This window comes from Paraburkholderia sp. BL18I3N2 (genome assembly GCF_003001875.1).
GTDB classification, from domain to species: Bacteria; Pseudomonadota; Gammaproteobacteria; order Burkholderiales; family Burkholderiaceae; genus Paraburkholderia; species Paraburkholderia phytofirmans.
Map to the genome: position 1 here is coordinate 73,474 of NZ_PVNC01000006.1, position 24,490 is coordinate 97,963.

The window sequence follows — 24,490 nt, forward strand, 5'->3', positions numbered from 1 at the left end:
AGAAGATGGGTCCAGTGGCGCGAAGTCGCATGCGGACAACTGGATGTCGGAAAACAACGCTACCCGGTAATTCTGGCTGGCGATTCTAAATGCTCATTGGGTTGTTTTGACGGCAAAGGGAGAACGGCGATGAGACTGATCAAAAAGATATTCGTGTTGAGCGCCTTGAGCGCGGCGCTGGCGGCAAGCAGCGTGAGCGTGTCGGCCGATAGCAAGCCGACCATCAAGATCGGCTACGTGGAAGGCTGGGACGATAGTGTCGCGACCTCGAACGTGGCCGCGCGGGTGATCGAAAAGCGCCTCGGCTATCAGGTCACACTCGTGCCGGTCGCGGCCGGCGTGATGTGGCAGGGCGTGGCGCGCGGCGACCTCGACGCGACGCTGTCGGCGTGGCTGCCGGTCACGCACGGTGCGTACTGGAACAACTTCAAGGACAAGGTGATCGACCTCGGGCCGAACTTCAACGACGCGAAGATCGGGCTGATCGTGCCGGATAACGTCGACGTGAAGAGCCTCGGCGATCTGGAAGCGAAGAAGGCGGAGTTCGGCTCGCGCATCGTCGGTATCGACGCCGGCGCGGGCGTGATGCAGAAAACCAGCGAGGCGATCAAGGCCTATGGGCTCGACTATCAGTTGATGCCGAGTTCAGGCAGCGCGATGACCGCTGAACTGGCGCGTTCGGAAGCGGCGAGCAAGCCGATTATCGTGACCGGTTGGAAGCCGCACTGGATGTTCGCGAAGTACAAGCTGAAATTCCTCGACGACCCGAAGAAGGTATTCGGCGAAGCGGAGCACGTGGACAGCGTCGTGAATCCGGAACTCGAGAAGAAGGCGCCGCCGGTCGTCGCGTTCCTCAAGAAGTTCCAATGGAAGCCGGGCGAGATCGACAGCGTGATGCTGGCGACGCAGAACGGTGAGAAGCCGACCGCCGCGGCCGATGCGTGGATCAGTGCGCATGGTGACCGGGTGGATAGCTGGGTGAAGTGATTCTGCTGAACGTGCTTGTGCGAAAGCGTTGCCGCTTTGATGAAGCGGCAACGCCCGAACAAACGAGAACGCCGCTTTCTAGCGGCGTTTTTTTTCGTCTACTGCAGCACAACAGTCCGATCGCCGTTGATAAACACGCGCCGCTCGATAAACGCCTTGACGGCCCGCGCAAGCGTAATGCACTCCACGTCGCGCCCAGTGGCAAGCAGACGCTCCGGGCTGTACGAATGATCCACGCGCTCCACCACCTGTTCGATGATCGGACCTTCGTCCAGGTCGTCGGTGACGAAATGCGCGGTCGCGCCGATCAGTTTGACGCCGCGTGCATGCGCCTGGTGATACGGCTTGGCGCCCTTGAAGCCGGGCAGAAACGAATGGTGGATATTGATCGCTCGCGCGGCCAGCGCACGGCTCGTTTCCCCGGAGAGAATCTGCATATAGCGCGCGAGAATCATCAACTCGGCGCCCGAAGTCTCGAACAGATCGAGCAAACGCGCTTCCTGTTGCGGCTTCGTGTCGGCGGTGATCGGCAGATGGTGGAAGGGCAGGCCGTGCTGTTGCGCCAACGGTTCGAGATCACGATGATTCGAGCCGATGCCGACAATGTCCATCTTCAGCTCGCCCATGCGCCAGCGGAACAGCAGATCGGCGAGACAGTGTTCGAGTTTCGACACCATGATCAGAACCTTCGGCCGTGTGCCGACGTCGTGCATCGCCCATGTCATGCGGAAACGCTCGGCAATCGGCTCGAATTCGCGCTTGAGCGCGGCGACCCGCAGCGTCTCCTGACTGTCGACGCCATGAAACACGCAGCGCACGAAAAAGCGCTCGCTGAGGTCGTCGTCGAAAACGGTCAGTTCGTCGATATAGCAATGATGCCGGTCGAGAAAGCCGACGACGGCGGCAACCTGGCCGGCCGCGCTCGGACAGGCGACGGTGAGAACCAGCTGATCGGGACGGGAATCGACGGACATGCGCACTCCACTTGGACGATAGAACGATGCCGCGGGGCGCGGCATGCATCTTCGCAGTAGAGCAAATCAGGCGGGCACGCGGATAGAAGCTAACCGCCGTCGCGCTGGAACGGGAGCGTCAGGCCGGTCCCCACGCGCTTATTCCGCGTCGAGCCCGCATTCGCCGAGCAGCCAGTGGCGAAAGGCGCTGACCACGGGTGTTGCCGCGCGCTGCGTGACGAGCAGATAACCCCGCTCCGTGATGACCGGCGGCTCGAACAGTTCGACGAGTTGCCCGGTGGCGAGCAGTTCGTCGACCAGCGGCGCCCAGCCCAGCGCGACGCCCTGACCCATGATCGCCGCGTGGGCCACCAGCGTAAAACTGTTGAACGTGATGCCGCGATGCGCGGCGGGCGCATCGAGTTCGTGCGCGGCGAACCAGTCGGCCCATGACAGCCAGCGCGCCGGCTGGGTCGGCTCGAGATGCAGCAACGGCAGATTCAGCAGATCAGCGGGCGCGCGCAATGACGGGTGCGCCGCGAGAAACGCCGGGCTGCACACCGGCGTGACGCGCTCGGGAAACAGTTTGACCACGCCGCGCGCGGTCCAGTCCGCGTGTTCATCGCCGAATGCAATGGCGATGTCCGCCTGATCGTGCGACGGATCGAACACGCTTTGCGACGTGATGATCTTCACGTCGACATCCGGCATCAGCGCCTTGAACTGCGATAGACGCGGCATCAGCCAATAGGTGGCGAAGCCGAAGTCGGTGGAGAGGGTGAGCGTTTGCGGCGTGCGCCGCGCGCGGATTTCGCCGGTGGCGAGGCGAATCGTGTCCAGCGCGAGGCGTACCGCTTCGAAGAGCCGTTCGCCGTCTTCGGTGAGCGTGACGCCGCGATGGCCGCGCTCGAACAGCGGGGCGCCCAGCGCTTCCTCTAGCTGCACGACGCGTTGACTCACCGCGGGCTGGGTCGAACCCAGTTCGCGCGCGGCCGCCGTAAAGCTGGCCAGACGCGCGGCGGACTCGAACATCGTCAATGCCTGCATAGGCGGCAAGCGGTCCTGTCTCGACATAACACCCCCTTATAGGCACATAACGAATTGCCGTCTTCACAGCGGCGAATTGGACGGCAATAGTGGTGCTCATGGCGGGCCCGGCACGCTGGCAGCCCGTTGGCCGTTGCATCCATCGCGGCATCTGCATCGACACTTGCGATTCTATTCGAGGCACGCACTCATGCTTGACACCAAAAAGAATATTCTCATCCTGATGGCCGACCAGATGACGCCGTTCGCGCTGGCCGCATACGGGCACCCTCTGACGAAGACGCCCAATCTCGATCGCCTCGCGAAACAGGGCGTGGTGTTCGAATCGGCCTATTGCGCGAGTCCGCTGTGTGCGCCGTCGCGATTCTCTTTTTTATCGGGCAAGCTGCCGTCCGCAATCGGTGCCTATGACAATGCAGCGGAATTTCCGTCGCAAACGCTGACATTTGCGCATTATCTCCGCGCTGAAGGTTATCGAACCATTCTGTCCGGCAAGATGCATTTCTGCGGCGCCGATCAATTGCATGGCTTCGAAGAACGGCTCACCACCGATATCTATCCCGCCGATTTCGGCTGGACACCCGACTGGGACAACTTCGAAGCACGTCCCACGTGGTATCACAACATGAGTTCGGTAATCGACGCGGGTCCGTGCGTGCGCACCAATCAACTCGACTTCGACGACGAGGTCACGTTCACCACTCGCCAGAAACTCTTCGACATCGCGCGCGAACGTCATGCGGGCAAAGATGCACGGCCGTTCTGCATGGTCGCCTCGCTGACGCACCCGCACGACCCGTATGCGATTCCGCAAAAGTACTGGGACATGTATCGCGACGAAGACATCGACATGCCCGCGTTTCGCGATTCATTCGAAGACGCCGACCCGCACTCGAAGCGCCTGCGCCATGTCTGCGAAACCGATCGCACGCCGCCTACCGATCAGCAGATCCGCAACGCGCGCCGCGCTTACTACGGCGCGATCTCCTACGTCGACGACCAGTTCGGCGCGATCCTCGAAGCGCTCGACCAGGCCGGGCTCGCCCAAGACACGGTGATCGTGGTGACGTCCGATCACGGCGAGATGCTCGGCGAGCGCGGACTCTGGTACAAGATGACTTTCTTCGAAGGCGGTTGCCGCGTGCCGTTGATCGTGCACGCGCCGCAGCAATTCGACGCGCATCGCGTGAAGGCCTCGGTCTCGCATCTCGATCTGGTGCCGACGCTGGTCGAACTGGCGCGCGGCGAACAACCGGCCGCGTGGCCCGATTCGCTCGATGGACAAAGCCTCGTGCCGCATCTGCTGGGCAGGCAAGGCGGTCATGACGAAGCGATCGGCGAATACCTGGCCGAGGGCGCGATTGCGCCGATTGTGATGCTGCGGCGTGGGCGCTTCAAGTTCATTCATACACCCGCCGATCCCGATCAACTCTATGACGTTGCAGCCGATCCGCTGGAACGGCAGAACCTTGCGTCGCGCAGCGAATATGCGTCACAGGTCGTGGCATTCCGAGAGGAAATCGCGCAACGCTGGGACCTCGCCGCGCTGCACAACGAAGTGCTGCAAAGCCAGAGGCGCCGTCATTTTCACTTCGCGTCAACTACACAAGGCACGGTCGCATCATGGGACTGGCAACCGCTCGTCGATGCGAGCCAGCGTTATATGCGCAACCACATCGATCTCGATACGCTCGAAGCGATGGCGCGCTTTCCCGCCGTCGCCCGTTGATCCTCACCCTGCTCACGATCCAATCCACCCCATCAACAGGAAGCCGACATAATGAAAAAGCTCTTCAAACAGGCGGTAACCGGCGTTGCGCTGCTGTGCGCGGCAGCCACTTTCGCGTCGGCCGCCGAGCCGCAGTCATGCACGCAGGTCAATATGGCGGGGCCGGGATGGACCGACATCGACGCGACCAATGCAATGACCGGAGTACTGTTGAAGGCGCTCGGCTATAAGCAGAATGTCGCCAACCTGTCGGTGCCGATCACTTATCAAGGCCTGAAGAAAGGGCAGATCGACGTGTTCCTCGGCAACTGGATGCCCGCACAGGCGCCGGTGGTCAAACCGTTCGAGGACGAAAAGTCGATCGAGGTCGTGCATCCGAATCTGAGCAACGCCAAGTTCACGCTGGCCGTGCCCGACTATGTCGCCGCTGCCGGCATTCATTCTTTCGCGGACCTGGCGAAGAATGCCGACAAGTTCGATAGCAAGATTTACGGCATTGAGCCTGGCGCGCCGGCAAATCAGAACATCAAAAAAATGGTCGACGACAAGGCGTTCGGCCTCGGCAGCTGGAAGCTCGTCGAATCTAGCGAGACCGGCATGCTCACACAAGTGGAGCGCGCGGTGCGCGAGAAGAAGTGGATTGTCTTTCTTGCGTGGGAGCCGCATTTGATGAACACGAAGTTCAAGCTCACCTATCTCGACGGCGGCGACAAGTACTTCGGACCCAACTACGGCGGCGCTACGGTCAATACGGTGGCACGCAGCGGCTATGCCGCGCAGTGTCCGAATGTCGGGCGTCTTTTCAGGCAACTCACCTTCAACGTCGATCTGGAGAATGGCGTGATCACCGAAGTACTCGAAAAGAAAACAGGCGTGGATGTCGCCGCCACGGAAGCGCTCAAACGTCACCCCGAATTGTTGAAGTCATGGCTCGACGGCGTGAACACATCGAGCGGAGCCAATGGCCTGCAAGCCGTGCAAACCGCGCTCGGCGTGAAATAACAGCCGCAATCCTAACAATGAGGTCGCGGTGCGACAGATTTATGTCGCATCCGGTCGAATCCTCATAAATCTGGACCCGTATTCTTGATCCGGCGATGCGGACATGGGTGCTTATTGCATGCATCGTAGATAGCTCCAATTCGTTTTACTCGGTCTCAGCCGGTTTCTGAACTGCCCGTCATGCGAGAAGCGCCGCGCGTTGGTCAACAACACGCTGCAGGGACCGCCTTATCCAACGAAATACGCAGGCAAAGAGCAGGGGAGAATTAGATGAAGAAGAAAAATGCCGTCAGCCTTTCGGGACTCGCTATCGCGGCAAGCGCTGTATGCGCGCCGACTGCTGCCCATGCACAAAGCAGCGTCACCCTTTACGGCATTCTGGATGCCGGCATTACCTACGTGAACAATGCCGGCGGGGCTCACCAGTTCAAATTCGACGACGGTATTTCATACGGCAACCGGATCGGCTTCAAGGGCGTCGAGGATCTCGGCGGCGGCTTGCAGGCAGTGTTCGTGCTCGAATCGGGTTTTCATGTAGGCAATGGGCAACTTGCATTCGGCGGTGCCGAGTTCGGACGCCAGGCTTATGTTGGCCTGAAGAACAACTGGGGGCAACTCTCGTTTGGTAATCAACTGGACATGACCGAGGAGTTCGTCTACCTCTATAACATCTCGGCGTGGGCGAGCGGTTACGCGATCCATCAAGGCGACTTCGACCGGATGAACGGCGACCGGCTGCCGAACTCGGTCAAGTTCCTCTCCAACGACTATGCAGGCTTCTCGTTCGGCGGCATGTACTCGTTCGGCAATACAGCCGGTGACTTCCACAACAAGAGCGCGTGGAGCGTTGGCGCGCGTTACGAGCACAGCGCGTTCAACATGGGCGCAGCCTATACGCAGTTGAACAATCCGAACGGCATCTATGCATTCGACCCGTACGCGATGATCGGCACACGCACGTTCCTCGGCAAGCCGACCGTGTCCGTCGATCCGGCGACCGGCGCGGTGACGGATCTGTATAGCTCGTCGGCGTTTCCGGTCGACAAGCAAGGGGCGTTCGCAGTCGGCGCGGCCTATACGATCGGAAAGGTCATGTTGAGCGGCAACTTCACCTACACGACGATCAAGGGACTCGGCGAGACTTCGCATATGCAGGTGTATGAAGCGGGCGCCTCGTACACCTTCACGCCCGCGTTGATGCTGTACGGCGGCTATCAGCACACGCGCTTCGAAGGCAATCACTGGAACCAGGGTTCGCTCGGGCTGCATTATCTGCTCTCCAAGCGCACGGACGTCTACATCTCCGGCGACTATCTGCGTGCGTCGGACGGCGTGAATGCGGTGATCGGCTACAGCTTCACGCCGTCCACGTCGAACACGCAGACGGATGTGCGGATCGGCATGCGGCACTCGTTCTAACACGTTGATATGTGAAGGCTTGCTGGTGTCCCGTTCACGGGGCGCCAGAGGTGCCGTCACGCTGCGCGTTCGAGCTGCTTCTTGAACGTCTCGATCAGCGCCCGCACTTTGGGCGGAGGATGACTGGTGGGCGGAAAGATAGCCTGAATGCTCGCGGGCTCACTCGCCCATTCCGGCAGCAGGCGAATCAACCGGCCGGCCGCGATGTCGCCGCCGATCGAGAAATCCGTCAACAGGCCGAAGCCGCCGCCGGCGAGTGTCGCCGCACGGCAGGCGTCGGCGGTGTTCACCAGCAACGCGTTTTCACAACGCACGCTTTCCGCGTCGCCATCGCCCGTGCCGCCGTTGCGCTGCAGGTCGAGCGTCAGCGGACGCGGCAACACAGTCAACGCGCAGAAGGGCATCGCCGACAATTCAGCCGGTGTCTGCGGCTGCCCCCAGACCTCGACGAAATCCGGGCTCGCCACGATCCATTTGACGAAGCTGCCGAGTTTCACCGCGCGGAAATTGGAATCGGCAAGCCGGCCCAGACGAATCGCGACGTCGATACCGTCCGCGATCAGATCCACATAGCGATCGGTGCACAGCAACTCGACATTGAGTTGCGGATGCGTGCGACGCAGTTCGACCAGCACTGGCGCGACTGCAAGCGACCCGTAATCGATCGGCGAGCTCACGCGCAACGTGCCGCGCACGGGTGCCGTTTCGCCGCCAATCGCCGAGAGCGCGTCTTCCGTGGCGCGGAGGATTTTCACGCTTGCTTCGTAGAACGCGCGGCCGGGCTCGGTCAAACCGAGCCGCCGCGTCGTGCGCACCAGCAGGCTCGCGCCGACCTCGGCCTCGAGCCGCTGCATGTGCGTGCTGACCATCGTCTTGGCGAGGCCCAGACGCGCTGCCGCGGCGGTCAGCGAGCCCGCCTCGACGACCGCGACGAAGATCGCCAGCCGGTTCAGGTTTACGTCGCGTACGTCGGCCATGGTGGATTGTCCATCTTCGATTGACTGTGTTTCCCGGATTATCAGGCTTCTGCAAGATGGTGCGTGCGGATTATGCTCGCACCATCCCTTCACGCTCTCCGGAACCCGTCATGCCCGTTGCCCGACCCGTCCAGCCGCTCCGCCTCTATACGACCCTGCTTTCCGGCCACGGCCATCGGGTGAAGCTGTTTTTGACCCTGCTGGATCTGCCGTTCGAAGTGATCGAACTGGACATGAAGGCCGGCGACAACCGCAAGCCAGACTATCTGGCGCTCAACCCGTTCGGCCAGGTGCCGACGATTCAGGACGGCGACATTACGCTGTTGGACTCGAACGCGATTCTGGTGTATCTGGCTAAGCGCTACGGTGACGTCTCGTGGCTGCCGGAAGACCCGCTCGGCGCGGCCGCGGTGCAGCGCTGGTTGTCGCTCGCGGCGGGTCAGATTGCGTATGGGCCGTGCACGGCGCGCCTCGTCACCGCGTTTGGTGCGCCGCACGATCACGAGACCGCGAAGAAGCTGGCCGTCAAGCTGTTCGACGTGCTCGACCGCGAACTGGCGGACAAGCCGTTCGCGGCAGGCAATCAGGTGACGATCGCCGATATCGCCGCGCACACCTACATCGCCCACGCGCCGGAAGGCGGCGTGTCGCTCGACCCGTATCCGAACATTCGTGCGTGGCTGCGCCGCGTCGAGGCGTTGCCGCGGTTCATCGCGATGCCCTCGACAAAAGCGGGGCTGCTCGCCGAATGAGCGGCTAATCTTTCACAACACCGGAGTCCGGTCATGTCCACCGTTATCCCTTTGAATGGCTGGGGCGCCGACACCTCGCCGTTTCATGCCGCCGAACTCGCCGCCCAGCAGCGCGTGGGCGTGAGAAGCGTGGCGGAAGCGTCGGGACGCCGGGGGATTCGGCGCTACATGCCTGACCAGCATCGCAAGTTTTTTGCCGAGCAGCCGTTCATGGTGATCGGCGGCGTCGATGCGCACGGGCAGCCGTGGGCGACGGTGCGCGCCGGCCTGCCGGGCTTCGTGTCGTCACCGGATGCGAAGACCTTGCGTATCGAGGGCGGCGCGTTAGCCGGCGATCCGCTCGCGGATAGCTGGCAGAAGGGCTCAATGATCGGCGGCCTTGGGCTCCAGCCGCAGACTCGCAGGCGCAACCGGATCAACGGCGTGGTGACGTCGGCGGACGGGGCGGCGTTGACGCTCGAGGTTCGTCAGAGTTTCGGCAACTGCAACAAGTACATCCAGAGCCGTACACCGAGCTGGGCGGAGCCGAGTGCTTCCGAGCCTCCCATGCCGCCGGAAATAGCGGAGCAACTCAGCGATGCCGACCGCGCGTTTCTGGCGCGGGCGGATACGTTTTTCATCGCGAGCGCGAATCTTGCGGAGGACGCCGATCTCGCGCGCGGTGTCGACGTTTCGCATCGCGGCGGCGCACCGGGTTTTGTGCGTGTGGACGATGAACACACGCTGACGACCCCCGACTTTGTCGGCAACAACTTCTTCAACACGATTGGCAACCTGATCCACGATTCGCGCGCCGGGCTGTTGTTCATCGACTTTGCGAGCGGCGATCTGCTGTATATCGCGGCGCGCGCGGAAATCATTTGGGACGGCGCGGAAGTGGCGGCCTTCGAAGGTGCGCAACGGCTCGTGCGTTTTCACGTGCTGGAAGCGCGGCGCAGCCGGAGCGCGTTGCCGTTTCGCTGGTCGGACGTCGAGTACGCGCCGCAGTTTGCGGCGGCGGTGCAAAAGCCGGTGGCTGCATCGCCGTGGCACAAGCTGAAGGTCGCGGCGGTGGTCGAGGAGACTGCGTCAATCCGTTCCTTCTATTTTGAATCGGTCGACGGTGCGCCGTTGCCGTCGTACAAGCCAGGGCAGTTTCTGCCGATTCGCGTGCCTGTGGAGGGCTGTACCACGCCTTTGTCGCGGACATATACGCTTTCCGATGCGCACGATCCGCAGCGGTATCGAATCAGCGTGAAGCGCGAAGGCGTTGCATCGAAATGGCTGCATGAGCATCTGGTTGCCGGCGCGCAGATCGAAGCGATGAACCCGCGCGGCGCTTTCGTCTTCGATGAAAAGAGCCCGCGGCCAGCCGTGTTTATCTCGGCGGGCATCGGCATTACACCGATGATGGCGATGCTTCGGCATGCGTTGGCCGCTTCTCGCACTGAGGGTGCGCCGGCGAAGCGGGTGTTCTTCTTTCACGGCGCGCGTAGCGAGCGCGAACGTCCGTTCAGTGCGCAATTGAAAGAGCTTGCCGCGCACCATGCCGCGCTTTCCCTGCATCTTTTCGATAGCGCCGCTGATAGCGTCGCCGAAGGCGTGTCGGCCGGTCGTGTGAGCATCGACGCGTTAAAGCGCGCGCTTCCGTTCGACGACTACGATTTCTACCTGTGCGGCCCTGAGCAGTTCATGCGCGACCTGTATGAAGGTCTGCGCGGATTGAATGTCGCCGATGAACGGATTCGTTTCGAGTCGTTCGGTCCGGCGAGCGTCAAGCGCGCGGTTGCCGTCAGGAGTGAGCCGATGCCGGCGGACACCTCGGCACAAGACGTGGGCGCTGTGCCAGTGACGTTCGCGCGCTCCGAGCGCACGATTCAATGGCGGCCGCGCGACGGCAGCCTGCTTGAATTCGCCGAAGCGCACGGTATCGACGCGCCGTCGAGTTGCAGGTCGGGTATGTGCGGGACGTGCTCGACGCGGTTGTTGTCGGGCAAGGTCAGGTACGACGGCGAGGTCGAGGCGCAAATCGAACCCGGTGCGGCGCTGGTTTGCATGGCGCATCCGGTTGCGGGCGACGCGGGTGTGACGTTGGATTTGTGATCGACGGACTCTGGCTTTCGGTAAAAGGCTAAGACTTCGATTTGCGTGATGCTGTGCGGCGGCGTGTCCGCCTTTGTCGAGCCCGGTGCAGTAGGTCACGTTGTGATACGCCCGCTCTGTCCAACTGCGCGGAGCCTGATAGTTCTCGCGCAGTTCTCGCGCGGACTGATCCGTACCGAGGCCGTCGTTTGAGCAAGGCACAGCATGCCCCGACTTCAAGTTGACGAAATCCATATCTCTGACTAAAGTCAGAGATATGGACACGTCCGACATTCTCCAGGTTCGTAGCTTTAACCGCGTAGTCGCCGAAAGCATTGGCGCTATCGACGATCATTTCCTCGGCCGGGGCCGCCCGATGGGTGAATCGCGCCTGCTATGGGAGATCGGTGTCGAAGGCGCGGACATTCGTACCCTTCGCGCGCGGCTAAATCTCGATTCGGGATATATCAGCCGCACGTTGGCGTCTCTTGAACGGCAAAAACTTGTCGCTGTCCTCACTCATCCGGACGACCGCCGGGTACGCCGGGCTTGTCTGACTCAGAAGGGCCTCATGGAAAGGGCCGAACTCGAACGGCTCTCCGACGCGGTCGCGTTACGCGCGCTCGAACCACTCGGCGATGAGCAGCGCCGCAGACTGGTCGCAGCGATGTCCGAGGTCGAGCGTTTGCTACAGGCATCTCTTGTGCATTTTGCGGTCGAGCAGCCGGATAGCGACGACGCGCGGTGGTGCTTCGAACAGTATTTCGCCGAACTCGATGAGCGCTTTGACGCAGGATTCGACCCGTCCATCAGCCTCTCGGCAGATGCCCATGAACTGACGCCACCGGAAGGCGCGCTGATCGTGGCGAGACTCCATGGAAGGCCGGTCGGCTGCGTCGCGCTGAAGTTTCATAAGAAGTCTCCGGCCGAACTCAAAAGAATGTGGGTGAGCCCTTCCGCTCGCGGGATGGGTGTAGGCCGCCGGTTGATCGTCGAGGCGGAGAAACGCGCCCGGCAGGCCAAAGCGCGCGTTATTCGTCTGGAAACAAATCGAACTCTGCGCGAGGCGATTTCGCTATACCGGCAGTGCGGATACGTCGAAGTCGAGGCGTTCAGCGCGGAACCGTATGCCCATCACTGGTTTGAAAAGAGACTGGTCTGAACGGCCGCTCTCATTGGTTGCACGGCGACGAACGTTGCCCACGCGAAGATGCTGGCCTTTCGGCAAACGGGGCGCGTTGTGATTCTCGGATACCATAGCGATCGGTCGCAGTACTAGTACTCCCAATCGCGACCGCTGCCTCAGGCAGGTAAGTTCAGTCGGCCCAGTCGTCCAGCCGTGGTGGCTGGGCGCGTGCCGCCTCGAATATTCGAAAGGGCGAAAAGGCGTCTTGGGCCTTCCACTGAATTACTCAAGTAATGATTTTGTCAGATACTGAGCGGCGATAATCGCATTCATTTCAGCGTTTGCGTGCGTCGCGGGAATAGCGATAACTGGTTAATCGCCAGGCAGCACCCGCTACGCCCAGTGCCCCGGCGACGTTTTTTCAGGCCGTGTGTATGAATTCGTTTCATGAGGCTCCATGCATTCGTCACTACCGCTTTCCGTGCGGCAATCCGTTTCGTCATCCGCGTCGCGGGTATTGTCGCCATCTGGCGTGATTGTTTGTGGCGTTCTGCTGATACTGTTCACGTGCAGTCTTTGCGCGTGGGTGCTTTTCGAGTCACGTAAAGATGCCTACAACCGCGCTGAGGAAAACGCACGGAACCTGATGCTGGTTATCGAGCGGGACATCGCTCGCAACATCGAACTCTACGATCTGTCGCTGCAGGCGGTAGTGGAAGGGGTTGCGGATCCGCAGGTGATGGCACTCCCCGAGAAGATCCGCAGCGGGGTGCTGTTCGACCGCGCCGCTTCGGGCAAGTACCTCGGCTCCATCTTCGTGATGAATGAGCGTGGGGACATCGTCCTGGACTCCGGATTCGTACCGGCGCGAGCGGGCAATTTCGGCGATCGTGACTATTTCAGCTTTCACCGCGATAACGGTAACACCGGCCTCTACATCAGCAAGCCCTACGCGTCACGGCTGCGGGACGGGGCGCTCACGATTGCCCTGAGCCGTCGGATTGCGCACCCGGACGGCTCTTTCGGCGGTGTCGTGGTCGGGACGCTAAGCATCGACTATTTTCGCGCTTTGCTGGACGGCCTGTCCGTGGGGGAGCGCGGCACCGCGGCAGTGATCGAGACTAACGGCGCCATGATCACGCGTTTGCCCTACGATCCGAAGGTGGTCGGGCGCGACATCCGAAACGCTCCGGTTTTTATTCAGGCAATGTCGACGAACGAAGGTGCCTTCGCGGGCACCGCCTCGATCGATGGGGTTCGCAGGCTCTACGTGTACAAGCGCTTGACCGGGCTTCCGATCATCGTCGACGTGGCGCCTGCGGAGAGCGACGTTTACGCTGAATGGCGACGCCGGGCCTTGCGGCTCGAGATCGTGATGGCGGTGTTCAGCATAATTCTTGGGGCTGGTTCTTTGCTGTTGTCGCGAGAACTACGGCGGCGGCAGCGTGCGGAATCAAAACTGCAACACCTGGCGCGCACGGACGCTCTCACGGGGCTGAGCAATCGGGGCGCCTTCGACGATACGCTGCAAAAGGAGTGGCAGCGAGCCAACCGCTCGGGCCGTCCGCTTTCGTTGCTGTTCATCGACATTGATCAGTTCAAGGCTTACAACGACTACTATGGTCATCAGGCGGGCGATGAGGTGCTGAGAGCCGTTGCCCAGTGTGTGGGCCTGTGCGTTCTACGATCGGCGGACCAGGCGGCCCGATATGGCGGCGAGGAGTTCGTGGTGACGCTTCCGGATACCGACGCGACCGGCGCCACGAATGTCGCGGAGACCATTCGGCGCGCCGTATTCGATCTGAATCTTGAGCACGTGCAAAGCCGGTATGGCCGGGTGACCGTGAGCATCGGCCTGGTGACATCCGACGGGCGGGTGGCTCATGATGGCGCAACGCTGGTGAACATGGCCGACTCGGCCCTATATGAAGCGAAGTCAACCGGACGTAACCGGGTCTGCGAGGCATAGAAAGGCGGTCACGTCCGCGGGTCGGCGTAACCGAGCCGGGCGGCATGGCGGCTAGCAATAGGGCGCCTGATTCATGACGAGCGAGGCATTGAGGTTCGCATTTGAACGGCCGATATAACCGTATCAAAGTCGATCTATCTTCATTCGAATCGACGCGGCAACTTTGCAGACGGCGCTTCCGTCCGCATGTTTCTCACGCGCCAGCGAAAGCGAACTATTCTTAAAGAATCTTGCGAAAGCAATTTCCGCTCTGCTTCCAGTGGAGGTGTGTCATGTCAATGTCAGCCACGCTCCAGGACTGCCTGCGCAGCAAAGGCTCGCAGTACGAAATCGTGCATCATCCGCACAGTCATTCCAGCGTCGAAACCGCGGCGGCAGCGCATATTCCCGGCGATCGCCTCGCCAAGACAGTGCTTTTTGAAGACGAGCACGGCTATGTGGCAACGGTGTTGCCATCGACCTACGCGGTGCGACTGTCCGAGCTCTGGGCAAAGACCGGACGCCACCTCCTGCTGGCCAAGGAGACCGATTTACGGGAGTTGTTCAAGGATTGCGACGCGGGAGCGCTCCCGCCGGTTTGTACGGCCTACGGCATGCAAACCTATCTCGACGAGAGCCTCGCCCTGCAGCCGGACGTGTATTTCGAAGCCGGCGACCATGAAGCGCTGATTCACATGGGCACGGATCAATTTCTGGATCTGATGGACCAAGCCGAGCGGACACGCTTCGCCCGTCGCATGCAGGGTATGCCGATGTGACTGGCAGGCGGAACAGGACACCTGGTGCATGGATGGCGGTGGGGGTGGCGTCAATCGTATCCAGGTGCGTGCCTGATCCGGCTGCGGGCCCGGGGTGAAATGAATACGCCGCGATGCAACGGAGTCATTCCTCGGCCAAAGTGCGGGCCTTGATCGACGTATTGAGAGCGCGGCTCGCGCTATCCGTGTGACGCGTTTCAGCGGGCACCGTGCCGACACCGGTTCTGGACGATCCATTACTCGACCTGAAACGTTCGCGATACTCCGCGGGATTGATCTGCAGACGCCGCTGGAAGATGCGGCGAAACCCATCCGTATGGTCGAATCCGCAGCGGCGCGCGATTTCACGCAACGGCAAAGTGGTGGCTTCCAGATAATGCCGTGCGGCGTCGATTCGCGCGTGGCTAAGGAATGTCATCGGCGTGACGCCGCATTCTTTCATGAAGGTCCGCGACAGATTGCGCGCGCTCATGTGCGCGCGTTCTGCGAGCGTGGTCACCGTATGATCGACATGCAGATTGTCGAGCATGTACTGCTGCAACAAGAGCGTTTGCGTCGACGGCGAGGCCTGCACTTCGAGTAGCGGACTGAATTGCGACTGGCCGCCCGCACGGCGAAGATAGACCACGAGATATTTGGCGACATCGAGCGCCATTTGCCGGCCGAAATCGGCTTCGATCATCGCGAGCGACAGGTCGATCCCGGCGGTCACGCCAGCCGTTGTGAAGATGCTGCCGTCCTGCACGTAGATATGGTCGGGCTCGATGCGCGCCTTCGGGAAGGTGGCCGCGAGGCGCGGCACGTCCATCCAGTGTGTGGTGACCACGCGGTTGTCGAGCAGCCCGGCCGAACCGAGCGCGAACAGGCCGTTGCAGATCGCCGACATGCGCCGGCACTGCTTGTGCCGGTCTCTGAGCCAGCCGCTCAGCGCGGGGTCGTCGAAGGCCTCGAAAATGCCGAGGCCGCCTGGCACGATGATCGTGTCGAATTCCGGGCAGACGTCGAAAATGGTGCGGTCGGGCATGATGGTCAGCCCGCTCGAAGACTGCAGGCTGCCGCGCGTGGTGCCGACGGTCAGCATTTCGTATTCCGACTCACCCTTGCTGAGTATTTTCACTTCGGCGAAGGCGTCTTTCGGACCGGCAATGTCGAGCAGCTGGAAGCCGGGAAAGACCACCATGCCGACTTTGATGTGTTTCATCACCCCATCTCCGTTGTGCCAGTCAGTCTATCCAGAAACATTAGAGCCGGCCATCCGCCATAAAAACCCGGAAAACGCGCGCTCGAACGTCCTGCTCGCGACCCGCCGGCACGCAGCGCTCGGCCAGCGCGCCGAACAGCAAGCCGATGGTCGTCCAGAGGATCGCCTGCATGCCGAGCGCCGCGAGCCGGAATTGCCACAGCAGGGTGGCGGGAAACGCCGCCGGAACTTCGTTAATGGTCGGCAACGCGAGTAGCACTGCGGCAATGATAGCGACGAATACGGCTGCCGCTGCGATCGACGCATTCCATGCCCCGAGTCGCGCACTCGCCAGTCGTCTCACCTGCAACGACAACACCAGCGTGGCGATCGACACGGCAATCATCAGAAAGTAGAGTCCGGTTCGATAGGCAATCGTGTCCGGGTCTCCGACCGACGGCGGGTTGGCCGGATACTTCAGGTTCGGCACCACGGAAAGCGTGACGAAAGCCGCAAGCGCGATCGTCGCCGACAGCGCCCGAGCGCCGTATCGGCCAGCGCGGCCATATGCGAATGCGAAGGTCAGTGCAAACAGGCCTCCGAATGCCGCGCCGTAGGTCACCACGCCGGTCAACAGCCCGAGACCCGCCTGCGTCTCGCGGCTAACGAGCTCAGGCTCACGCGCCTCGCCGCGCGCCGCGGCCGCGTGCTCTTCGAACGATATGGCCTGATCCACGCGCGGCTCGCCTGCGATTTTTGCAAAGCCGAACGTCACCAATCCAGCGACGATGCCGGCAAGCATGCCGCGTACCAATAGTTTTCCAACCATGACGACCTCGTGGATTAGTGGCAGGGGAAACCGAGCAGATGGCGGCCGTCGTGGACGAATTCATGCACGTACATGCCGGGAACGATCGACGTGGCGCCTTGTTCGGCACCGACGAAATACAGCGCGAGCAGCGTTAGCAAGCCGCCGAAAACGATCCACGGAAGCAGCTCGCGCAGCGGAATCGGCGTCAGTTCGGCAGTTGGGTGGAGGACAGCATCGCTCATGACAGGCATCCTTCGAAATCGAGAGTCGGTTGATAGAAGAGTTTGAAGCGGCGCGTTTCATGCGGTCGGTGGGTGCGAAGCGGGCGCATTGGCTTGCATGGGCCGGCGCGCGGTCATGATTCCCGCGAGTTCGTCGCGGGACAACACACCGCTTGCTTCGACCACGTCCAGCAGCGCTTCCAGAAAGCGCTCGTAGTAGTCCCAGTGCGGCGGTGCGGCGCAATCGGCCGGGGCATTTTCCCAACGCGCGATCGAGGCGATCAGGCACTGGCGAAAATCCTCCCATTCGAAATACCCCGCTTTCGAGAGGGACAACGCGAGGCCAAATGCATCCCGCTCCCAGCGATTGGTGAAATACAGCTTGCCGTCGAGCCGGGGCGGCGAGTCGATGGCGCCGAGCATCGACGTCGCGGCATATTCCTCGAAGCGTGTGAACATCGCATGCTCCCTTCAGGCGGCGGGCGGGGCGACGAGGGCCACACCCATCATCGATTCCGGCGTGATGAGCGCGGCGAGTTCCTGTTCGCTCAGATGTTCGGTGTTCGCGGGCCGTTCCGGGACCACGAACCAGCGGATCTGCGCGCTGCTGTCCCACACTTTCACCGCTTTGCCGGGCGGCACCTCGACGCCGAATTCCTTCAGCACCGCACGCGGCTCGCGCACGCCACGCGCGCGGAACACGGGATCCTTGTACCAGTACGGCGGCAGTCCGAGCACAGGCCACGGATAGCACGAGCACAATGTGCAGATGATGAGGTTGTGCACGTCGGCGTCATTGGCGACGGCGGCCATGTGTTCGCCTTCCGCGCCCGCCATACCCTCGGGTAAATCGAGTTCGGCGATCGCAGCCGGCGTATCGGCGACGAGACGCTTCTTGAACTCCGGATCGATCCATGCTCGTGCAACGATCTTCGCGCCGTTGAACGGTCCCGCCATGGTCGCGAAGTGTTCGAGTACGGCATCGACGGAATCGCTGCCGATCACGCCTTTCTCGATCAGCAGTGCTTCGAGCGCGCGCACCTTGGCGGCGCTCGACGCTTCCCGGTCGTCGGGAAACTGAAACAGGTCACTCATATCGTTCTCTCTCGTTGTGCAATCGGGTTTCGTCGCAAAGATTTCAATGTGCTGGCGAGACGTACGCTTCGTACAGGTCCGCGTAAATCGTCGTGTGTTCCTCGCTCTTTCCGGAGCCCCAGATGTCGGCGGCGTCGAACGCAATCCGGTACACCGGCATCGGCTCGCCGATTCCGTCCGGCCCTGTCGACACGAAATACGAAAACGCGCCGGGATAGACGAGGTCCACCACGCCAGTCTTGTTGCGCAGATAACCGGGCAAACGCGTATGGTCGACCGCATCCGGATCGGCAATACGCACGGTCTCGCCGGCCTTGAAACGCGCTGCGCCTTCCAGCGCGTGAGCGCCCGAATCGCCTTTCTGCAAATACGCGCCGATCTGCGCGCCGATCGCTTCGTTCGGTTTTTCCGGCAGCGCGGCGTCCGGCTTGGCGCGGAAGAAGGCGGTTTTCTCGCCCAACTCCTCGGCGCTGATATAGCCCTGATCGATGAAGAACTGCGAAATGCCGCCGAGCCATTTCTCGTAGTAGCGGTACTTGAAGTATTCGAACGGCTGCATGTCTTCTGCGCCGGTGCGCAGCGAAGCCCACGTCCAGTCGTTCCTGAATGACGTTGGCAATTCCTTTACCGGGTACGCATGGATGGCGTCCGAGAGATGCGCGCTCTCGGCCATCATCACCGTATGAATGCCGAAGATGCGTTTTTCCCACGGTTCGACGAACACGCGTGTTTCCGTGCTGACAGGTCCGAGATTTTCAATGCCGCCAAGGTGATGCTGTAGTTTCACGATACGCTCCGCAGACGGATAGGAATCGAATTAGCTGAGTTGATGGGTGCGCTTGAACGACAGCGCGTCGCCGAGTTTTTCGGAGACGAAGCCGAACAGCGCGCCGGTCACGAGCGCGGCGGCGGCTACGAGCGCCGGGTTGCCGATGCCGGCCGTGGTGATCGGCCTGCCGCTGGCCACGGTGGCACCGACGGTCGACGCGAAGCCCCACACGATTGCGGGCAGCACGTCGAGCAGCCTGATCTTCGACGCCTGAACCATCAGCGCGCTGCCGATGCCGACCGCCACCGCAATGCCGAACGGCGTGGTGGTCATCGTCGCGATGCCGAGGAGCGTGAGCGAGCTGATGACAAGACCCGTCAGATTCGACGCCACGCTTTTGACGAAGCCGGCATTGCCGCCGCCGAGCACGAAGAACGACGCCCATGCGATGAACGTCACCCACACCGGCACCGGAAAAATGGTGCCGGTGAGCCATGTGTCGACGACGGCGAGAACGCCGATGCTCACTGTGTATGCCTCTGGTTTTTTCATTTGCCTGCTCCTCGAGAAAGGATGGAAGTGTGGTGATGTGAAAGGGGAAGTGGCGTTGGCGAGGCTCAGCTGTGCACGGGTTCGTCGATGCAAGCGAGCAGGCCGTCGCGCATGACGGCGGCATCGATGCCCCGGCCGATCACGACGAAGCGGCTTTCGCGCGTTTCGTCGCGCGCCCAGGCTTTGCCAAAGCGCGTGTCCATCAACATATGCACGCTGTGAAAATAGAGCCGGCGTGCCTCGCCACGCATGTTGAGCACGCCCTTCATGCGCAGCAGTTGCTGTCCATGCGTTTGCACGAGCTGATTGGCCCAGCGGTTGAAGCGCCCGGCGTCCACGTCGCCCGGCACGACGAACGCGCAAGATGCAATCGAGTTGTCGTGTTCGTGATCGTGTGCGCCGTCGTCCAGCAGATCAGGTTCGATCGAGAGCAGGTTGTCGAGCGAGAAGCTGCGCACGCCGAGCAGCGCGTTCACGTCGATCGCACTGTGGGACGTGAACTCGAGCCGCGCGGTCGGATTCAGCGTCGCAATAGTGTCAGCCAGCGCTGTGCGTTGAGCGGGCGTGGCGGCATCCGTCTTGTTGATGACGATGCGGTCGGCGAAGACGATCTGCTCTCGTGCGATGTCGTCGCCAAGCTGCGCGTGCGCATGACAGGCATCGACCACCGCGACGACGGCTTCGAGTTCGACGCGCTCGCGTACGTCGGGGTCGGCGAGAAATGTTTGCAGTACCGGTGCGGGATCGGCGAGCCCGGAGGTTTCCACGATCAACCGCTCCAGCCGGTCGCCGTAGCGTGTCAGTAAATCGCGCACGCTGGCCACCAGATCGGTGCGCACGGTGCAGCACACGCAGCCGTTGTTGATCTCGACCACGGCTTCCTCGTCGGCCACGATCAACTGGCCGTCGATGCCCACCTCGCCGAATTCATTGACGATGATGCCGATCGGCATCGGTCGGGTTGCATCGAGAATGTGATTGACGAGTGTGGTCTTGCCCGCGCCGAGAAAGCCTGTAATGACCGTCACGGGGATTTTGCCGAATCGCATCGCTGTCATCCTTTAGAGTCGTCCGACCGTTTTGGCTCGCGGAGTTTGCGTGCCGGTACAAACGAAGTTGGATGGTCTTTAGCGACTTCCGGGCCGCATTTGACGAGCTGTCCCAGTCGGCGCCTTAGTTGGCACGATCTGCCGGGGTCGGTGGCCGGATGCGTCAGATTTGCACAGAACGGCCATGAAGGGCGTCGTTTCGTCATCTCGCGTTTAGCAACGTAAGCGTGCCGGTGAGAAGGCGTTGCGCTCAAACAGTGCATGTGCGGTCCAGAAGCGTGCGATTTGTCGGAGCAAAAACGCCGCTGAGTTGCACGAAGGTGCACGTGGATATCGGACCGTTTGCACGCCGTGCGACGGATGTCTTGCGCCACATCTCCCGGTCGCGATTACCCAGCAAGACTGCCGACAAATTGCCTGATGTGGTCGAGGACGGGTTGCTGATCGCCCGCGAAGGCCCAGTGATCGGCGCCGTCGAGTTCGACGAATCGCGCCTGCGCGATGTGGCTGGCGAGATGCCGGCCCGCGCCGATGCGAACGGCGCGGTCGTCGTGACGATGCAGCACCAGGGTCGGCACGGAAATCCGGCCCAGGAGATACCGCACATCCATGTTGCGCAAAGCCTCGAGCACACCCCTGATGGCGCCCGGGCTCGACGCGGCCCGCAGCAGGCCTGCCCACCAGGCTCTCGCCTGTGGGTCGAAGGACAGGCTCGGCGCGAATGTCTCGATGCCTGTGGGGCCGCCCCAGGCTGCGACGAGTTGCTGCAGCCACATGTCGTACTGACTGGCGTGAAGTGCGTGGGGATAGTCGTTCGTTGCGGTTCCCTTCGCCAACGAGGCAAACAGAATGAGGCCGGCGACGCGACTCGGGTGATCGACGGCAAACCTGATGCATGCCGGTCCGCCTTCTGACGCGCCGAACAGCACGACCCGCCGGCTGCCGGCGGCATCCAGCACGGTGCCGATGTCCTGCGCGGTCGCGTCGACGCCCGGATTGAACCCGACCCGGTCGGACAGCCCGACGCCGCGGCGATCGAGCAGGATGAGGCGGCCCATCCCGGCAAGAGAGGACAGGAACGCCCGGCAGCGCGGCTCTTCCCACACCCGTTCGACGTGAGACACGAAACCGGGCAGCACCAGCACATCAATGCGGCCGGCGCCGTAGGTCTGGTATGCGAGATGGACGCCGCCACCGCTGACGTAGCGCGTCGACGGCGGTTCCTCGAAGCGGAAGGCCGCGCCGGCATCGAGCAGCGCGAGGGTCTCGGATTCGGGCGCCACATCGAGCTCGTCGCGCAGCCGTTGGGTCAGGGCCGCTAGGTGCCGCTGGGCCGTGGCCCGGTCTCCGGCGAGCAGAAGATTGCGGACGAGGTGCCGGCCGTACACTTCGCTGAGTGGATCGAGCTCGACAAGGCGGCCGGCGTGCGCGGCCGCGGCCGCGTAGTCGCCGGCTGCGTTCTTGTCGTGCACCACTCGCTCGAGCGCCTGGATCGCCCGGCTTCGCAAAGCCTCGCGGCGAAAAAAAGCCCACTCATCGAACTGCGGGCAGTCGCCGGGCGAAAAACCCTCGAGAAAGTCGCCGGAATAATGGCGGCACGCCCGCTCGAACTCGCCACGATCGCAGGCTTGCTCGAACAGTTGGGAGTCCACTTGCAGACGGATCGCTGCCGACCATCGAACGGTCGACCGGTCTGTTGCGAGAACGTCGTCGCCGAGCGTATGCTGCAGGCGATGCAACAGGCGTCGCAGCCGCGCCCGTACAACCTCTTCGCCGCCTTCCGGCCACAACATCGCAGCGACGGCATCGCGCGCGACCGGGCCATTCGCTTCGGCCAGGTAGATCAGCAGCCCCAGGCCCTTGCGCAAGGGCAACTGGCAGAGCCGGCCGTTCCGATGGATCTCCGGAAATCCAAGCGTCCGCACGCTGAACAGAGCCATGGCGAGTCGACTCTCAATGATGGCGTCCGGGGGACGCTCAGGGGACGAGGCAATCCTACCATTCCGTGCAAGCGACGGTCACCGGACTCATCGCGTTGGATTGAACTGGAGAATTGCCATGAAGAACCTGGGCGAACATGCGATCGTGATCGGCGCCAGCATGGGTGGGCTCCTGGCCGCCCGCGTATTGTCGGATTTCTTCACCGCTGTCACCGTGCTCGAACGCGATGCGTTTCCGGCAGCCGACCTGCCGCGCAAGGGCGTGCCGCAGGGCCGTCATACCCATGGGCTTCTTGCGCGCGGCAGCGCGATACTCGACGAATTCTTCCCCGGATATAACAGCGAGGTTGTCGCGCAAAGCAACGGGTTGATCGGTGATGTAGCCAACGACGTGATCTGGATAGGCCGCAACGTCAGGCTCGCCAACGGCGCGAGCAACCTGACCGGGCTGCTTGCGAGCCGCCCCGTGCTCGAAGGTCATCTACGCCGGCGGCTGCTGGGATTGACGAACGTGCGCGTCGTGGAAAATTGCGCCGTGCGAGGTCTTGCCACCGACCCCGCTCGCAGGTGCGTGAACGGTGTGCGCGCATGTGTCGAGTGCAGGCCGGAAGAGACTATTGAGGCGAACCTTGTCGTCGATGCGACTGGCCGTGGCTCATCCACTGCGGCGTGGCTCGAGGAGCTCGGCTACTCGCCGGCCGTCAAAGAGGAGATCGAGATCGGCATCTGCTATATGACCCGTACCTATCGACGTCGGCCAACTGATCTCGACGGTAAGCACGGTATCGTTGTCGCCGGGAGTGCGCCGAACTGGCGCAACGGCGTCATGCTTGCGCAGGAAAACGATAGCTGGATCGTTAGCGCCGGCGGTTTTCTCGGCGACGACGCACCCGACAACGACCAGGGCTTTCTCGCCTATCTGGCGACGCTGCCGACCATGGAGATTCACGACCTGGTCGCAAGAGCTGAGCCGCTCACCGATTACAGACGCTACCGCTACGTCTCCAACCTGCGTCGGCGGTACGAGAAGCTTGCGAGCTTCCCCAAAAATTATCTGGTTTTCGGCGATGCCATCTGCAGCTTCAACCCTGTCTACGGGCAGGGCATGACGGTCGCGGCAGAGGAAGCGCTGACACTGCAGTGGTGCCTGCGCACGGGTTCGCACGATCTTGCGCGCCGATTCTTCAGGGCGGCCGCGAAGATCGTCGATATTCCCTGGGACATCGCGGTTGGCAACGACCTCCGCCATCCACAAGTCAAGGGCGCGCGCCCGCCGATGCTGCGCTTCATCAACTGGTACATCGGCAAGCTTCACCGTGCCGCGACACGCGACAGCACGCTGGCCATTGCGTTTCTGAAGGTCGTCAATCTGATGATGCCGCCGTCGTCACTGCTCAGCCCTGCGATCGCCTGGCGGGTCTGGCGGGGCAACCGGAGGGCCGTGCTGTCGGTTGCCTCGCCTGCGATCGAAGCAGGGAGGCGGAATAGCGCGTAGTCGGCCATGAACCGCCACTCGCAGTTACATCTCCATCGAATCTGTTCTGCTGTGAGCTAAGCTATTTTAATCACGCAAAACGACCCTCACTGGCCGCTTCGAAGCGGTGCATAAGACGGGCAACAGCAATGGGCATTCGTCGCCGCTGCTCCAGTTGTAGCTTGCTGATTCGCTGGCCCGTCCAAACGGCGAGCGTTATGGCGACATCGATGTTTAGAGGAGGATGGCCATGAAGTACATCATTAGCTGGTTCGAACGCACACAAGGTTCGCCTCTAGAGTACGAGAACGCCCAGAAGCGAATCCTTGATGTCTTTGGTCAGTGGAAAGCGCCAGAGAACTTCAAGATCGAATTTTTCGTGGTGCGTGTCGGGGAGTGGGGTGGGCACATGCTGGTCGACTGCGACGATCCGTTGGCGGTTCACAAAGTTTGCTCGACATTCCCCGCGTTTGAATTTCGGGCGCACCCCGTGGTTGCCGTCGAGGACGCGGTCCGGGTTGAACTCGAAGCGATCGCCTGGCGAGACGGGTTGAAAAGCAAATGAGATCCGGGAGGACCTTGTCGCCTTCACCGCGAGTGAACCCGAGACACCGTCCTC

General features: G+C 61.9%; 23 protein-coding genes. 11 read left to right on the top strand and 12 right to left on the bottom strand.

Annotated features, from left to right (window positions below; genetic code table 11):
* Window positions 1-129 precede the first annotated feature (129 nt).
* A complete protein-coding gene (locus tag B0G75_RS18130; RefSeq protein ID WP_106308220.1) occupies window positions 130-987 on the top strand; it encodes a glycine betaine ABC transporter substrate-binding protein in 858 nt (285 codons plus the stop codon).
* Window positions 988-1,085: 98 nt separating this feature from the next.
* Here the strand turns inward: B0G75_RS18130 and purU are convergent, their stop codons facing one another.
* Together purU and B0G75_RS18140 are read right to left on the bottom strand one after the other, a co-directional pair.
* A complete protein-coding gene (gene purU, locus B0G75_RS18135) occupies window positions 1,086-1,961 on the bottom strand; it encodes a formyltetrahydrofolate deformylase (protein WP_106308223.1) in 876 nt (291 codons plus the stop codon).
* A gap of 138 nt (window positions 1,962-2,099) precedes the next feature.
* Complete coding sequence (locus tag B0G75_RS18140; RefSeq protein WP_106308226.1) at window positions 2,100-3,014, bottom strand: choline sulfate utilization transcriptional regulator; 915 nt, start codon at window positions 3,012-3,014, stop codon at window positions 2,100-2,102.
* A 163-nt stretch (window positions 3,015-3,177) separates the two neighbouring features.
* Between B0G75_RS18140 and betC the strand changes: the two genes are divergently transcribed.
* The 3 genes from betC (at window position 3,178) to B0G75_RS18155 (ending at window position 7,137) form a co-directional block, all read left to right on the top strand.
* Window positions 3,178-4,716: a choline-sulfatase gene (gene betC, locus B0G75_RS18145; RefSeq protein WP_106308229.1), complete on the top strand. Its 1,539-nt coding sequence runs from the start codon at window positions 3,178-3,180 to the stop codon at window positions 4,714-4,716.
* A gap of 51 nt (window positions 4,717-4,767) precedes the next feature.
* The gene (locus B0G75_RS18150; RefSeq protein ID WP_106308232.1) at window positions 4,768-5,718 is read left to right on the top strand and encodes a choline ABC transporter substrate-binding protein; all 951 of its coding nucleotides are present in this window, start codon (window positions 4,768-4,770) and stop codon (window positions 5,716-5,718) included.
* Window positions 5,719-5,988: 270 nt separating this feature from the next.
* Window positions 5,989-7,137 carry a porin gene (locus tag B0G75_RS18155; protein WP_106308235.1) on the top strand — a complete coding sequence of 383 codons (1,149 nt, stop codon included), beginning with the start codon at window positions 5,989-5,991 and terminating at the stop codon, window positions 7,135-7,137.
* A gap of 56 nt (window positions 7,138-7,193) precedes the next feature.
* On the opposite strand, the gene B0G75_RS18160 is transcribed toward B0G75_RS18155, so the two are convergent.
* Window positions 7,194-8,114 (bottom strand): LysR family transcriptional regulator, encoded by a 921-nt coding sequence (locus B0G75_RS18160; RefSeq protein WP_106308238.1) that lies wholly within the window; start codon window positions 8,112-8,114, stop codon window positions 7,194-7,196.
* A gap of 110 nt (window positions 8,115-8,224) precedes the next feature.
* Here B0G75_RS18160 and B0G75_RS18165 point away from each other — a divergent pair, with 110 nt between their 5' ends.
* From B0G75_RS18165 to B0G75_RS18190, 5 genes are all read left to right on the top strand, one after another.
* Window positions 8,225-8,866, top strand: a complete 642-nt coding sequence (locus tag B0G75_RS18165) for a glutathione S-transferase family protein (protein ID WP_106308241.1) — start codon at window positions 8,225-8,227, stop codon at window positions 8,864-8,866.
* A 33-nt stretch (window positions 8,867-8,899) separates the two neighbouring features.
* Window positions 8,900-10,948: a pyridoxamine 5'-phosphate oxidase family protein gene (locus tag B0G75_RS18170; protein WP_106308244.1), complete on the top strand. Its 2,049-nt coding sequence runs from the start codon at window positions 8,900-8,902 to the stop codon at window positions 10,946-10,948.
* 256 nt (window positions 10,949-11,204) lie between these two features.
* The gene (locus tag B0G75_RS18180; RefSeq protein WP_106308247.1) at window positions 11,205-12,089 is read left to right on the top strand and encodes a helix-turn-helix domain-containing GNAT family N-acetyltransferase; all 885 of its coding nucleotides are present in this window, start codon (window positions 11,205-11,207) and stop codon (window positions 12,087-12,089) included.
* A gap of 421 nt (window positions 12,090-12,510) precedes the next feature.
* Entirely contained in the window at window positions 12,511-14,022 is a 1,512-nt protein-coding gene (locus tag B0G75_RS18185) for a sensor domain-containing diguanylate cyclase (RefSeq protein WP_106308250.1), read from the top strand.
* A gap of 272 nt (window positions 14,023-14,294) precedes the next feature.
* Window positions 14,295-14,780: an aminoacyl-tRNA deacylase gene (locus tag B0G75_RS18190; protein WP_106308253.1), complete on the top strand. Its 486-nt coding sequence runs from the start codon at window positions 14,295-14,297 to the stop codon at window positions 14,778-14,780.
* 124 nt (window positions 14,781-14,904) lie between these two features.
* Here the strand turns inward: B0G75_RS18190 and B0G75_RS18195 are convergent, their stop codons facing one another.
* The 9 genes from B0G75_RS18195 to B0G75_RS18235 form a co-directional block, all read right to left on the bottom strand.
* On the bottom strand, window positions 14,905-15,981 hold the full coding sequence (locus B0G75_RS18195; RefSeq protein ID WP_106308256.1) for a GlxA family transcriptional regulator: 1,077 nt from the start codon (window positions 15,979-15,981) through the stop codon (window positions 14,905-14,907).
* Window positions 15,982-16,021: 40 nt separating this feature from the next.
* Window positions 16,022-16,789: a CbtA family protein gene (locus B0G75_RS18200; RefSeq protein WP_106308259.1), complete on the bottom strand. Its 768-nt coding sequence runs from the start codon at window positions 16,787-16,789 to the stop codon at window positions 16,022-16,024.
* Between the two features lie 14 nt (window positions 16,790-16,803).
* Window positions 16,804-17,013: a CbtB domain-containing protein gene (locus B0G75_RS18205; RefSeq protein ID WP_106308262.1), complete on the bottom strand. Its 210-nt coding sequence runs from the start codon at window positions 17,011-17,013 to the stop codon at window positions 16,804-16,806.
* A gap of 57 nt (window positions 17,014-17,070) precedes the next feature.
* Window positions 17,071-17,451 (bottom strand): nitrile hydratase accessory protein, encoded by a 381-nt coding sequence (locus tag B0G75_RS18210; RefSeq protein WP_106308265.1) that lies wholly within the window; start codon window positions 17,449-17,451, stop codon window positions 17,071-17,073.
* Window positions 17,452-17,463: 12 nt separating this feature from the next.
* Window positions 17,464-18,087 carry a nitrile hydratase subunit alpha gene (gene nthA, locus B0G75_RS18215; RefSeq protein WP_106308268.1) on the bottom strand — a complete coding sequence of 208 codons (624 nt, stop codon included), beginning with the start codon at window positions 18,085-18,087 and terminating at the stop codon, window positions 17,464-17,466.
* A 43-nt stretch (window positions 18,088-18,130) separates the two neighbouring features.
* Window positions 18,131-18,874 (bottom strand): nitrile hydratase subunit beta, encoded by a 744-nt coding sequence (gene nthB, locus B0G75_RS18220; RefSeq protein WP_106308271.1) that lies wholly within the window; start codon window positions 18,872-18,874, stop codon window positions 18,131-18,133.
* Window positions 18,875-18,904: 30 nt separating this feature from the next.
* Window positions 18,905-19,408 (bottom strand): DUF1097 domain-containing protein, encoded by a 504-nt coding sequence (locus B0G75_RS18225; protein WP_106308274.1) that lies wholly within the window; start codon window positions 19,406-19,408, stop codon window positions 18,905-18,907.
* A gap of 65 nt (window positions 19,409-19,473) precedes the next feature.
* Window positions 19,474-20,457: a GTP-binding protein gene (locus tag B0G75_RS18230; RefSeq protein ID WP_106308277.1), complete on the bottom strand. Its 984-nt coding sequence runs from the start codon at window positions 20,455-20,457 to the stop codon at window positions 19,474-19,476.
* Window positions 20,458-20,846: 389 nt separating this feature from the next.
* Complete coding sequence (locus tag B0G75_RS18235; protein WP_106308280.1) at window positions 20,847-22,397, bottom strand: alpha/beta hydrolase; 1,551 nt, start codon at window positions 22,395-22,397, stop codon at window positions 20,847-20,849.
* Between the two features lie 118 nt (window positions 22,398-22,515).
* On the opposite strand from B0G75_RS18235, the gene B0G75_RS18240 reads away from it, so the two are divergent.
* Window positions 22,516-23,892 (top strand): NAD(P)/FAD-dependent oxidoreductase, encoded by a 1,377-nt coding sequence (locus B0G75_RS18240; protein WP_106308283.1) that lies wholly within the window; start codon window positions 22,516-22,518, stop codon window positions 23,890-23,892.
* 229 nt (window positions 23,893-24,121) lie between these two features.
* The gene (locus tag B0G75_RS18245; RefSeq protein ID WP_012426969.1) at window positions 24,122-24,436 is read left to right on the top strand and encodes a DUF3303 domain-containing protein; all 315 of its coding nucleotides are present in this window, start codon (window positions 24,122-24,124) and stop codon (window positions 24,434-24,436) included.
* Window positions 24,437-24,490: the final 54 nt, after the last annotated feature.